Source organism: Rhizobacter sp. Root404, assembly GCF_001425865.1.
Lineage (GTDB): Bacteria > Pseudomonadota > Gammaproteobacteria > Burkholderiales > Burkholderiaceae_C > LMDS01.
On the sequence record NZ_LMDS01000004.1, the window covers coordinates 1,197,441 to 1,210,083 of the forward strand.

12 protein-coding genes are annotated in these 12,643 nt (G+C 58.6%); 8 read left to right on the forward strand and 4 right to left on the reverse strand.

From position 1 onward, the window contains the following. Positions 1-10: 10 nt before the first annotated feature. The 5 genes from ASC76_RS10200 (at position 11) to ASC76_RS10210 (ending at position 6,291) form a co-directional block, all read left to right on the forward strand. Complete coding sequence (locus ASC76_RS10200) at positions 11-2,293, forward strand: Mu transposase C-terminal domain-containing protein (RefSeq protein WP_162247090.1); 2,283 nt, start codon at positions 11-13, stop codon at positions 2,291-2,293. Further along, a complete protein-coding gene (locus ASC76_RS10205) occupies positions 2,286-3,923 on the forward strand; it encodes an ATP-binding protein (RefSeq protein WP_056465181.1) in 1,638 nt (545 codons plus the stop codon). The genes ASC76_RS10200 and ASC76_RS10205 overlap by 8 nt, the downstream gene beginning before the upstream one ends. After that, positions 3,910-4,833, forward strand: coding sequence for a TniQ family protein (locus ASC76_RS24425; protein WP_235580405.1), 924 nt, complete (start codon positions 3,910-3,912; stop codon positions 4,831-4,833). The genes ASC76_RS10205 and ASC76_RS24425 overlap by 14 nt, the downstream gene beginning before the upstream one ends. An 81-nt stretch (positions 4,834-4,914) precedes the next feature. Beyond that, positions 4,915-5,352, forward strand: a complete 438-nt coding sequence (locus ASC76_RS25200; protein WP_157615475.1) for a hypothetical protein — start codon at positions 4,915-4,917, stop codon at positions 5,350-5,352. 108 nt (positions 5,353-5,460) lie between these two features. Then, complete coding sequence (locus tag ASC76_RS10210) at positions 5,461-6,291, forward strand: Dam family site-specific DNA-(adenine-N6)-methyltransferase (RefSeq protein WP_056465182.1); 831 nt, start codon at positions 5,461-5,463, stop codon at positions 6,289-6,291. Between the two features lie 118 nt (positions 6,292-6,409). On the opposite strand, the gene ASC76_RS25205 is transcribed toward ASC76_RS10210, so the two are convergent. After that, positions 6,410-6,841 carry a hypothetical protein gene (locus tag ASC76_RS25205; protein ID WP_157615477.1) on the reverse strand — a complete coding sequence of 144 codons (432 nt, stop codon included), beginning with the start codon at positions 6,839-6,841 and terminating at the stop codon, positions 6,410-6,412. A 325-nt stretch (positions 6,842-7,166) separates the two neighbouring features. On the opposite strand from ASC76_RS25205, the gene ASC76_RS25715 reads away from it, so the two are divergent. The 3 genes from ASC76_RS25715 to ASC76_RS24440 all read left to right on the forward strand — a co-directional run bounded on the left by ASC76_RS25715 (position 7,167) and on the right by ASC76_RS24440 (position 9,744). Next, positions 7,167-7,700 (forward strand): H-NS family nucleoid-associated regulatory protein, encoded by a 534-nt coding sequence (locus ASC76_RS25715; RefSeq protein WP_162247092.1) that lies wholly within the window; start codon positions 7,167-7,169, stop codon positions 7,698-7,700. A gap of 796 nt (positions 7,701-8,496) precedes the next feature. Beyond that, entirely contained in the window at positions 8,497-9,144 is a 648-nt protein-coding gene (locus tag ASC76_RS24435) for a response regulator transcription factor (RefSeq protein WP_235580455.1), read from the forward strand. Positions 9,145-9,261: 117 nt separating this feature from the next. Next, positions 9,262-9,744 carry an SET domain-containing protein gene (locus tag ASC76_RS24440; protein WP_082549171.1) on the forward strand — a complete coding sequence of 161 codons (483 nt, stop codon included), beginning with the start codon at positions 9,262-9,264 and terminating at the stop codon, positions 9,742-9,744. Positions 9,745-9,835: 91 nt separating this feature from the next. Here the strand turns inward: ASC76_RS24440 and ASC76_RS10215 are convergent, their stop codons facing one another. From ASC76_RS10215 to ASC76_RS26170, 3 genes are all read right to left on the reverse strand, one after another. After that, the gene (locus ASC76_RS10215) at positions 9,836-10,606 is read right to left on the reverse strand and encodes a carbon-nitrogen hydrolase family protein (RefSeq protein ID WP_056465183.1); all 771 of its coding nucleotides are present in this window, start codon (positions 10,604-10,606) and stop codon (positions 9,836-9,838) included. Between the two features lie 33 nt (positions 10,607-10,639). Next, positions 10,640-11,461, reverse strand: coding sequence for an SDR family NAD(P)-dependent oxidoreductase (locus tag ASC76_RS10220; RefSeq protein WP_056465184.1), 822 nt, complete (start codon positions 11,459-11,461; stop codon positions 10,640-10,642). Positions 11,462-11,547: 86 nt separating this feature from the next. Beyond that, positions 11,548-11,925, reverse strand: coding sequence for a hypothetical protein (locus ASC76_RS26170; protein WP_235580467.1), 378 nt, complete (start codon positions 11,923-11,925; stop codon positions 11,548-11,550). Between the last annotated feature and the right edge of the window lie 718 nt (positions 11,926-12,643).

The following is a 12,643-nucleotide window of genomic DNA, read 5'->3' on the forward strand; positions in this document are numbered from 1 at the left end:
AGGAATGCTCTTGCACGAGGCGGCCTCACAGCGGCTGCTCCGTGTTATCTACAGTGACCCATCGCGCGTCAGTCTCATGCCTATTGGGGAACCGAAGGCATGGAACCTCTTTGTCAGCCGTCGCCACTACGACGAGCTAATCGAATCCGGCAAGTGGACAATTTACGTAGCGCCCGCCTCCCCAGAGTCCGGTTTCAACGCGCAAACCGATGTTTTCACACCTGACTACGGCACAGAAACGCAGCAGAAGCATGGAGACGACACCCATGCTCGCCTAAAAAATGTGTTCTCTTCCACGGAGTCGCTCTTGACGGCGAAGGGACGAGGTCTTCTCTGGCAGGAGACCAAGCTACTCCATCCCACGCTGTCCAAAGCGACCTTTTATAAATCGGTGAGGCGCTGGCTTGAAGGCGGCTTGGCCCCAATAGCGCTGCGCGCGCGTCAGCGTGGGAAACGCAAGGGCGCCAAACACGAAGGCTTTCACCTGTTGAACATGGCAGAAGCGGTCGAAGCAACGCGATCGCGGGCGCAGCAGCTGCTGGCGCGCGGACGTCCCGCCTTTGAACGACCGACGGCCAAGAAGAACGGAGAGTCGAGGCTGCGTGCAGCGCCAATCCACCCTACTCTGTTCAGAGTAGACGGCAACACACTTCGGGTCTTCACGTCGTACTTCGACCGCAAGAAGAGGGAACGAGGTACGCCGCTACCTGTGCTGTATGAAGACATGCGCAAGGAGGTGTTCTCGACGCCCCAGCCCTTTGGGCCCCCGACGAAGTGGCCGGAATGGTGTGTCCCGTCTTTGCGCGAGTTCCGACACTACTGGAACATCCTGACCGACTACAAGCAAAAGCGCGTCGCAAAGCACGGCGCCAAGACCTTCGAAACCAGTGCCCGCTCAAAGCTCGGTCAAGCCATATCGGCGGCATATGCGGCCGGACGGGTTGGCGAACTAGACGCAACCATCTTCAATGTCCCGCTCGTCGGCGACGGTCCCGACGCGCCTCTTATCGGACCGCCAGTTGTGTTTAGAGTGAGGTGCAAAGACACGGGTCAACTCCTGGGCCTCTCTGTCAGCCTGGAGAACGCTTCGTTCAATGGCGCAGCCATGGCTATCGTCAATTGCTTCGAGGACAAGACCGTGTTCTGTGAGCAGCTCGGAGTCTCTCCGATGGTCCTTCCATGGAATGTCGCAGGCCTACCAGCGCAGTTGGACGTAGACCAAGGCGAAACCTACAACCACAAGCCCGAGCGCTTCACTCGGTTGACAGGCGTGTCCTTTCATACGATGCCAGGCGGGCGTGGCGACCTGAAACCGGGTGTCGAATCCGATTGGCACACCTTGCAAGTGAAGCTCAGCTTCAGGACTCCGGGAGCCGCCATCAAGGCGTATGAGGCGGAGCATGGCATGAAATGGCATATGAGGGCCGCCATGACCCTCAAGGAATTCACCCGCACTCTGGTTCTGGAGGAACTCAAGCGAATGCACACCCCCCGCCTTGGCATCAAACTGCCCGAGGCGATGGTGGCTGATGGAGTGAGCACTGCCCCGCACGAAATGTTTGAGTGGAGCGTGCGCAAGGGTGGCGGCAGCCTTAAGCAGGTTGACGAAACTGCGGTTCGCCTGTCCCTGCTCCCAATAGAAAAGGCGTCGGTAACGGAAAACGGTCTGACCGTCAAAGGATTGCACTACACGTGCAAGCCGCTGGCCGTCGCTGAGCAGTTCTCCAAAGCGCGCTTGTCAGGGCGCCGCACCGTAGATGTGGTGACAGACCCGTTGCTGGTGGACAGAGTCTGGCTCATCGAAGGCGATGCCTATGCGCCATCCAGCTATGTCTTGAGCCGGCTCAATATGAACTTCGTAAATCAACGCTCGTACGCGGGGAAAACGTGGCGTGAGGTTCTGAAGCTCATCGACGACGGCAAGGTCATAAACGCCACCAAGCAGAGGGATCTGCAAAGCGGCCTGGACCAGCTGACTGCCATGCAGGAGAAGTTTGCCAAGCAAGCGGAAGACCGACGCAAGCAGGCTCGTGCCGATTTTCCAACAAACGAGAACGCACTCGTACGTGGCCAGGACGATGCGCGCTTGAAGGAGAAGAACCTCACGTCTCCCCACCTCGCCATTTCTAGCCCGCTCGCCCCTGCCCCCTCCACCGTTGAGGCAGTGGTGACCCCTATCACTCAAGCGAATCGAACCGCCCCCACCAAGAAGAAGAGCCATTTCGAACGCCTGGCCGCCAGAGTCGAGTCAGAAGCCCAACCTATCTCTGTACCAAAGCAAATAAATGATTGATATTGAAAGCTACTACCCAGCGGAGAACGCCGACTACGAGGGCAATCCGCTGATTACCCTCCTCCCCGCGCTTGACCCCGACAAGCTGGCTGGCCTTGTTAGCACGGACCTGTCGTTCGACGTGACTCGCCGCGATCACGCGGACCACGTGCGCGTGCAATACCTGATGGGTTTGATGAAGTTCTACATCCCATCCGCCCAGCAACAACAATGGATGTGGTCTCTCTGGTCGCTCATGTGCGAGGGCTATCGCCAACGCAATCCGCTCAAGGTCTCAACGACCGCTGCGTTCAATGCCATGTGTGAGTCGTTGGTCGCAAACAAGCCGCGCCCAGCCAGCACACCCCACTTCATGGACTCAAGTTGGTGCTCCGTGCTCATCGGCACCCCCGGCGTTGGCAAATCCTCCACCGTCAAGGCTCTACTCAAGTCGCTAGGCCAGGATTTGTACCACCACAAGGCACACGGACAGCTTTACCAACAGTTGGCCATCCATATCGAACCGGCTAAAAACTCGACGGGGAAAGCGCTGGCTCAACAAGTTTTCTCGGCCTTGCGGGATGCCGCGAAAAAGACTAAGCATCCGATGCCCTACGACGAAAACAGGATGCCGGAAACCGAACCGCTCCTGCTGCGCGCCATCGAGGTTCTGTCTCAGAAGCTCAACTTGGGCGTCCTGGTTATCGACGAGCTTCAACACCTTTACCGAGGAACTGGTGCCATGGATGAGGATGCAATGAAATTCCTCACCAGTCTCATCAACCGACTGCAGGTACCGATAGTGTTCATCGGGACCTGGCCATGCCTGGCGCTTCTGTCACAGGAGGGTCGTCTTGCCCGTAGAGCTGTGTCGCCAGCAAGCGACTTCTTCCGCCGCATGCCAGACGATGAGGAGTGGGAGGGATTCCTTCGAGTCCTCTTCCGGCTCCAACACACGCGTCAGCCCGTTGAAGTGAACGAGGGCATCATCAAATCTTTCTATCACCACACTCAAGGCATCGCCGACTTGGCCGTCAAGCTGTTCGTGATGGCTCAATTGGAGGCGATTGCCGACGGCTCGGAAGAGCTGTCGCTGACCCTTCTCGACAAGGTCGCAAGAGAACACCTGGGAATCATCGCACCATGGGTGAAGCAGATTCAGCATGGCAAAAGCGAGGAAGACCCGGCAATCTATGACGCGGAGCCTGTCGACTTCCCGAAGTACATCAAGAGCTTCGCCTCCAGCACCGCTATCCGCGCTTCGCGCAAGAGGCCCGGCAAGCATCCCACTGCTTTTATGGGGAACGACGCGGCACTTGCGTTGCAGGTAGTGGAATCACTGCTCTCTGCCGGGGTTGGCGACGAGGAGTCCGCTAAGAGAATGGCAGTTGAGTCAGTCGAGCGTGCTCCGCATAAGCCGGCCTCAGAGCACGTCGCTCGCATTCTGGCGGACACGAAACCCCGCGCGCCGCGCCGGAGCAAGTCCGCTGACTCGCTGCAGCATGCGAGGTCCCTCCAGCAGTTCTCGACCTTGCAAGACGCTGACGTGAGAAAAGTCACCTTCCTTGCGCTCCATCGGAACGAGTCGCCAGAGCAGGCTTTGCGCAACCTGGGTTACGTCGTCGATGCCACAGAGGATGTCCTTTTCTGACGCTTGGGGGCCGCCAGCCCCCTACCCCGACGAGTTGGCCATCAGCGTCGTAGCACGTCACCTTCGGAACTGGGGGTACCTCGACCGCCCTGGCTTTGCGCATTCCAGTCTGGGCGTTTCGAACGGACTCTCACACCCCTGCCTTCCCGGTCCCTTGGCACGCTTGGCAATGGTTGCATTCCCCGGCATTCCGGAACGAATGGCACGGACAGCGTTCATCCGACGCCACACCACCCTGCCCTTCTATTTGGCCTACGAGAGCACAAAGAGAGCCGCCTATTTCACGGAGTTGGCGATTTCATACCCCTCTCGGCTGCGCCTGCGCTTTCGGACGGCTGCTTCGCTGTACGGCCATCCACGCACTTTGAGGTTTTGCCCACGCTGCATGGAAATCGAGACCCGCAAGCTTGGCGGCGGCTTTTGGCATCGATCCCATCAGCTCCCGGGCATGACCACCTGCGAAGCGCACGAGCTCCTGCTCTTTGACAGCCAGGTTCCCTTCGCGGGTCAGCGTTGGAACGATTTAAGGCCGCCTTCAGCGGAGGTATGCCGTGCGGATGCCGGGCTTCAGACGCGTCCCCTGTTCGGGCTAGCCCTAAGTAAATCGATCTGCCGTGCCGCCGCGTCCGCGATGCAACGTACATGGGCATCGGCGTGGGTTGAGAAAGACGCCTATCGAAGAGCGCTCCGAGCACTCGGGCTGGGAAAATTCAGTCGGCTTGTCCAAGCCAGTGCCGTGCGGTTGGACTTCGAGGCCTGGCTTGTCGCCAACGGAGGGATTGCAAGCGAACTAGGTCCGGACCGCTGGCTCGAGGCCCTATTTACCGAGATCAAGTCGACGCCTACGCCGATTCAGCATCTGGTGTTTCGCTGCTATTTGTCGGAACGCTTTCGAACCACGACCCTGTAGACGCACGCCCTCCCTGCGGCCAAGGCAAACCAGACCTGGACTGAAAACTGCGATCGAGGCGATTTAACAAAGGGAGCACGGATGATGACGCGCGAAAGGGATCGACTTGTGGCTGTACTCGCGCATTGCGACGAGAGAGTTCTTGAAGCCAAGCTAATTCAGTCCGACCGATCGCCATTGTTGGCGAACCCTTCTCGAACCGCTTTCGACATCGCCTTTACGGCGGGGGCCCTGCTGATCTGCGCGGCGGCGAAGACGGCCAACGATGTCAGCGCAACTTCAAGCGACTTCTCAACCGGTATCGGCGCTCTAGCAGCCCAAGGATGCGCTCGGCTTCGGCTCAGCGCGAAATGTCGGAGCGACTTCGAACGCTTTTCACGTTGGTGCGAGCACGACAATTACTTCGCTGAATTTGACGCCACTCCGCCGAATTCGGTTGATAGCGTGCTCGCCTGGACGTCAGCCATTCGCTCCGCATATATCGCCACATTCGCGAAAATCCTTCAACCGGGCTCGTAGCGCTCCTTGCCCCTTAGGCGGTGTCGTCGAGCTTAAGTAGTTTCGATTTACGGAGATCGGTAAAGGCCGCTCGACCACGGCCATTTAAGTGGCCTCTCAACACTGTGGATGTACTTTCATCCACAGCAACAAGCCTGCAAACCATTCCTCAAGTGGGCCGGAGGCAAGTCTCGTCTCCTCCCTCAACTCCTGCCGCTCCTCCCCCTCCGCGGTCGCCTGGTCGAGCCGTTCGTTGGAGCAGGTTCTGTGTTCCTGGCGGCAGACTACGACCGGTACCTCTTGTCCGATGCCAACGCTGACCTGGTTGCCGTATGGGCGGCACTGCAAAACAGGCCCGCTGAATTCATCTCAGCCTCTCAGCGGTACTTCATCAAAGAGAACTGGAGCAAAGGGTCGTATCTGCGAATACGCGATGAGTTCAATCGAGAACAGGACCGGTTCGAGCGGGCCGTTCGCTTCATATACCTCAACAAGTTCGGCTTCAATGGCCTGTTCCGCGTGAACGCGGGCGGCGCGTTCAACGTCCCTTACGCGTGGCCAAAGGTATTGCCGCGTTTCCCCTTCGAAGCTCTCGAGGCCGCATCTGCAAGACTTGCACGATGTCAAGTCCTCAGTGGCGGTTTCGCTGGAACGCTGGAACAGTCCGGATTCGGCGACGCGGTTTACTGCGACCCACCCTACTTCTCGACGAGCCGACCAACGTTCACTGGCTACGTGGTGGGAGGGTTCGGCGCTTCGGAACATAAGGCACTCGTCGCTTGCGCGCGCCTCGCCGTGGAGCGAGGCGCAACTGTGCTCATTTCGAACCACGACGACATCGAGACTCGCGAGCTCTACCGGGGCTGGGAGATGCACACCCTCGATGTGAGGCGCAGCTTGAGTGCCAGTAGTAACGCTCGCGGGATAGTCAAAGAATTGCTGGCGGTTCTCAGGCCCTAGCCTTCCCGATGCTTGGCATCTGGACTGACACTCCAGGCGGCAAAGCGATCAGGCCGGGTTGCCGTTTTCAACGCCGGGCGTTCCTTTAATGCGAGCTTGCGATGCGTTGGCTCGCGGATCAACCGGCGAACATGGCGCGCGCCTCGTCAAGGGGCATCGAAACCATCACCGGTTCGCCTGATTTTCGTGCCGCAAGAGCAGCCTTTAAGGTCGGTGGCATCACCGACTCAGCGACGACAGGCAGCACGTCCGGCAAATCGCATGATTTCCATCTGTCGTTTGCTGCTTCCAGCAAAGCCGGGTCGAACTTGGGAAATGCGCGATACGCTGGATGAGTGTCGGTCCGTAGCGACCGAGTAAGGTTCTCCAGCGCGATGGACTTAACGGTGTCGCTGCGGTTCTCCAATACGCCCAACAAGCCTTCGAGCTGTTCGATGGCCAGCGCGACATATCGCAGCGAGCGCTCATCCTGACCACTTCGGCCATTGCCGAAGGCGTCCCGGCACAGGTCTCTGGCTGTAGATGCAGCGTTCACGAGGGTTTTGCTCAAGTCGAAATCTCCTGGGTTGGTAGAGGCCTCAGGGATGTCGGCCTTTCGTCTCCTAACTGAACTGCTTTCCAGAAGGGTTCTTTCAAGTACATCAATCGCTGCCACTTGTTTCTTCCTAGGCGCGCTTTCCCGGCCTTGCAGTTGGATTAGGTCACTAGCAACGCGTTCCTCGTGCCCTCCGCCGCTTCCAGTCTTGAGGGGCAGCGCTATACAACACCATGAGTTCACAAGCAAGCCTATCGAGCTCAGCAAGCACGTCGTTTTCGTTTATGTGCACAAATTCGGCGACAATGCAATCGTCCAAATTGACGATGGAGAACGCTTAATGGCAAAGACCCTGATGGAAGTTCAGAGGCAGATCGCCGACTTGAAGGCTGTTGAGGACAAGCTTCGGCGGGCCGAAGCTGAAGGCGTGATTTCGCGAATTCGGGAGGCAATTGCGGTCTACGGGTTGACGAAAAAGGACCTGTTTGGAGCGAGCGGACCGAGCGCGAAAAAGGCTTCAAAGGCAAAGGCTGGGGGCCGCCACAACCTGATGTATTCGGATGGCACGGGCAACACTTGGTCCGGTAGAGGTCGTCGTCCCGGCTGGCTTGCCCAGGCCCTGGCGGCGGGTAAGTCGCTCTCGGAGTTCACTGGCGCGAGTGTTAGCGACCAGGAAGCAGATTCGACCTCCCCCACTTCCGGAGAAAAGCCTAAGCGGAGAGCCGGTACTAACGCGAAGAAGACCGGAAGCGCGAAGAGCGTCGCCGTCAAATTCAGAAGCGGCGAAAACGCTTGGTCTGGTCGCGGATCACAGCCCAAATGGCTCAAAGCCGCGCTTGCAGAAGGCAAGGCTCTAAGCGATTTCGCGGTGTAAAGGTCTAACCGGCGGCTTCGCGACCGTACGCCCGGGAACGAGGCAAGTCGACGTGCTTCCCGTTTCCATGGCGCCCGAGTTTTGCGGACCAAGCGCGTAACGCGCTTGCGACCTCCCGTGCTGAGATTCCTTCGACCTGCGTCTTGCACGCCTTCACATGCTTTCGGCAGCCCGGGCAGGCTCCACGCCCAGTCCGCGTCTACCCGACCCTACCGATTCGTGTGAAGGCCTACAGAAAAGTGATCCCGCCAGGTTTGGTGTGAAGGTCGAGACGAATCAATCGCCTAGACCATCCGCGTGCGGCAATTGGACTTAACTGGGCAGGGAACGTACATAGGCACTCATTGCCCGAGACCGCAGATGCTGTACGCGTCGCCGCCTCTTGCGGCCACGACCTTATCGGGTTGACGAGTTTTTCGACGCCCTAGCGGAGGATTTCAGACGAAGGCAAGGAGCGCCTGCGCTTCGGTCGAAGCGCTTCGCTAGCTGATGAGATGGCTGCTGTCAAATGCGGAATCTGGATGTGAGCAGCGAACTTCCCACCTCAGACTAGCTTGGCGAACGGCTGAGTTCGGTCCCCGGGACTGAAGGCGGCGTACCGCCTCGATATCCGTGGACCTTTACTAAGCTGTCTTTAGTGCAAAAGCTTGCCGAATTTACAAGGGATAGGATCCCAGGGTTCCAATCCCCACCCCTTCCGCGCTGCCTTCTTTCGACCAACCCGACGAAGCACGTGTCGCCGGCCTCGAAACCCTCTGCTCGCGAGAGCGCGGTTGGCAGCAAGCCTCCCTTGCATGTGTTGCTGGTCGAGGGTCATACGCTGTTCCGGGAAGGTTTAAAGCACCTTTTATTTAACCTGCGGCCGGGAACCACGGTCTTGCAGGCGACTAGCGTTAGTGAAGCGGCAGAAGTCCTCCTCGGCACTTCACCAATCGATCTGGTTTTTTTAGACCTCCAGCGCCACGGCCCAAATGGAATGCAGACGCTGGTTGCTATGCGTGCGGTGGCGCGCAACTTGCCAATCGTTGTGATCTCCGGAAGCGAGGACACGTCGACTGTGCAAGACGCGATGGCGAGCGGCGCAATGGGGCTGGTCGCAACCTCAGAAGGACCCGATCAAATGCTGGCGGCCCTTGAGAGTGCGGTAGCTGGCCACTTTCATCAACCGGTTCGCGCGCAGACTCCCTCAACTGGTACTCCAGCACAAGGCAATTCCGTTCTCGAGCGTCTCGGTCTTACCGGTAGACGCGCCCAGGTCTTCGTGCTCCTGGCCCGAGGTAAATCGACGAAAGCGATCGCCCGTGAACTGGGCATCTCAGACACAACCGTCAAGACCCACATTCAAGCTGTCTATGACGCATTGAACGTTCACAGCCGCACAGAGGCAGTTTACAAGTTGGCGCGGCACGGATGGCTATGGAACGAAGCGCAGGAACCAAAGTGAATTGAGCCTGAGCTAGCAGTTTCCTTCAGCATTCTCAAATAGTGGCGAGCGCGCCGCTTCCTGGCCGTCAATGGCATGCAGTTTGCTAAGGACGGGAGGTATACCACCGCATCCACGATGAGCTCAAGACCAGCTGGGCGCCGCACCCCCCGCGAAGCGCTATATCGCATTGAGATACGTCCAAGCGCTGTTCATGGCCTCGGAGCTTTTGCGACTGGACGCCTTGTGAAAGGCGACTTGGTGGGCGACTACGAAGGGCGCAGGTACTCCAAGACATGCCCACGACCGGATTGGGACGGGCTAAATACATATCTTTTTGCACTGTCCGACGGCACTTTTATTGACGGCAGTGACGGCGGCAATGCCACTCGTCACATCAACCATAGCTGTAACCCGAACGTGATTGCGATGGAGCAGCCGAGCTGCAACGGGGACTTGTCTGTCCGCATCTATGCGGTCGAGGAACTGGATCCCGGGCAGGAACTGTTCTTAGATTATTCGCTCGACGTAGCCGGCGAAGACGAATCGTGCTATCCATGCCATTGCGGACAGCAGAACTGCCGGGGCACGCTGGCTGGAAGATCAAACGAGAGCAGTTAGCCCGATGGTTCTGGGCAGTGCTGGCGGCCTCGCTGCCAATGCGATTTCCACGCGTCAGAGCATTCCAATTGGTTCGACGGTCAGCTGCGAGCTATCCTGAAACGTAGACGGGATACGCGCGCTTTGCGCGCTCGACGTTTTCTAGATCGAGTTCCACGGTCACAACGGGCATGCCCGGGCCCGTCTGCGCGATCAGTTCGCCGTCGGGATCGAACACGAATCCTTCGCCCCCAAACTGACTCTGGAGATCTGGACCAGCCACAGTACCAGTACGGTTTGAGCTAGCCACATAGCAGCCCGACACGATCGCGGCCATCGCGCCTGCTGCACGCCACTTCGTGTTCAAGCTGCCCGTTGCGCGCGGCACTAAGAGCAAGTTCGCTCCGAGCCTGCCGTAGTGTCGTGCCCATTCGGTAAACATAAGCTCAGTGCAGACCAGTGCGCCGATCCGCAAATCGCCGAAGCCTACGAGGTCGAAACCTTCCCGGCTAGGGGCGAACCAGTCCTGTTCCAGCCAGCCGGTCTCCTGCGGAAAATATTGCTTGTGGTGGACCGCCGTGTACGTCCCATTCGCAACCAGGAACGCCTCGTTCGAGAGTTTGTGCTGGCCCTTTACCGGCTTGGATCCGAAGCTGGCACATGACAGTCCAAGCAACTGCTCGACCAGGTCATCATGCGCTTCGAGGAACGATTGTTCGGCCTCCGCGTTGGGAGGCTTGTGAGTCGCAAGCCACTTTCCGAGCGGCATCTCGTTCAGCAAGAGGATATCTGGCGCGAGCTTACTAACCTGTTCTAGAAACGTGAGCCAATGCGAAGAGCCCGTCACAAGACCATCCGGAAGTTCACAGACTGCAATCTTCATAGGTGGGCGAAGCGGGCGTATCGACTCGCCGGCCTACTCGAACAATGCTCGGGTTGCCTGCCTGCCAGCTTTCACCTCGCTCGCTCGAATCCCTCCAATAGCCCCGCCGTCAACAACCAGGTCAGTGCCATTCACGAACGAGGATTCGTCGCTCGCTAAAAAGACGGCCGCATTCGCGATGTCCTCAGGCACCCCTGCGCGGGGTACGGCCTGCATCTTCGCGAGCATGGACTTCATTTTCTCCGCGCTCTCCTCGGCCGCCGACCCCTCCAGGCCGTAGGCCTTACCGAAGATTCCTGTCGCGATTCCGCCGGGCGAGATGGAGTTCACTCGGACGTTGTCCTCACCAAGCTCGAGTCCTGCGCAACGACTGAGGTGGATGAGCGCTGCCTTCGCCGCCGAGTACCCCAATGTTCCCGCGTAACCAGCGCGATGACCCGCGATGGAGGCAATGTTGATGATGCTGCCGCTACGCTGGGCGCGCATTGCGGGGGCCGCATATTTCATGTGCGCCATCGCACCTCGGACATGTACGGCAAACGTCCGGTCGAAGTCCTCCAAGGAGACAGTCTCCAAGCGAGCGCCGCTTGTAGCTCCTCCCGCGTTGTTAACCAGCACATCAATTCGTCCGCCAGTTGCCCTAGCTTGGGCAACCGTGCGTGCGGCGTCCGCCTCTAGTGCGGCATCAGCCTCGATGTAGACGCCTCCGGTCGCACGTGCCACATCCGCCCCAACGTCTACGCGTCGTCCACTGAAAAAGACCGACGCTCCTTCTTCGATGAATCGCTCAACCATTCGGCGGCCAATCCCACTCGTGCCGCCAGTGATTACTGCTATTTTTCCTCTGAGTCTCATTTTCGGCGTCAGTTCTTAAGTCACGCGAGTTCGGCAAAGTTAGCCTGTTCGGCCAAGCAAGATGTCGCTGTCATGCAAGCCGCTGATTAGTCGATCGTTGAGATTTTTATGTAGTTTGGAAAGACAGCCAGTGCTCCTGGCGTGCCATAAGTCGACGTCACCGACGTGAAACTCGCGAAATAAACAAGAGCGATGTATTCACCTCCGGTTGAGGTCTCAATATATCCACAATTGTTGTGATTCCAGAGTCTTTGAGGGGCGGGCTCACCGGCAGGCGTTGTCGTAGCTGGGATCACCGGGTTATAGCTGCTGAGCCAGCCACCGTCAGCATAAAAGTTGTATTCGGGGTACACCCTTTTGACGGCGGCATTCAGCAAGAGCTCTGATACTGCACCGACGCCATAGTTGACGTTGAAGCAGGCCTCGAATCGCCTAAGTGAAGACACCGTCGGAAGCTTCACCATTGCAAGCAGGATTTCGCCGTCACCGGTGTAGGGGCTGCGATATCCAAAGCCCCAGTCAGAGCCGTCTGTGTGGGTTGTCAGCCCACTCGGGTTTACGAACGCGGATATCTTGTTGGTACTTTTGACGAGCTGAAATTCATTGCCTGAGGAACTCCACTGCGAACTATTCGCGATAAACCAGAGTCGAGGAGCGACAGAAGCCCCGGCAGGTCCTTGGGGCCCGACCGCTCCCGCCAAACCAATGGGGCCTTGCGCCCCCTGCGGACCAGTAGATCCCGCGGGTCCCATGGGCCCTACCGGGCCAGGAGCGCCCGGCATGCCCGCGGGCCCCATCGGGCCTATGCCTCCGGCTAAACCGGTCGGCCCCGCGGCTCCCGTGGGTCCGGACGGGCCGGCCGGTCCGGCCGGACCCGTTGCTCCGGGCGCGTTCAGAACGGCCCAAATGGACGCACTAGCGCCTGGGACCACGTTCTTGCTTGCAAGGATAGCGATGTAGCTAGCGTTGTTGTAGGTCACCACGTTGCCCGCCGCATAGCTCACGGCAGAACTCCAAGGCCCAAAGAAATTATTGATCGGCGTGCTTCCGACCGGTGCCGACGGCGCCCCGAGGGCTACTTGGTCTGCAACTAACGCTATAGCCAGCGTCACGGCCCCCAGCAATGGACGCAAGAATGCTTGCTTCGATACCTTCATCCCACCTCCTAGTCCACAAAACTAT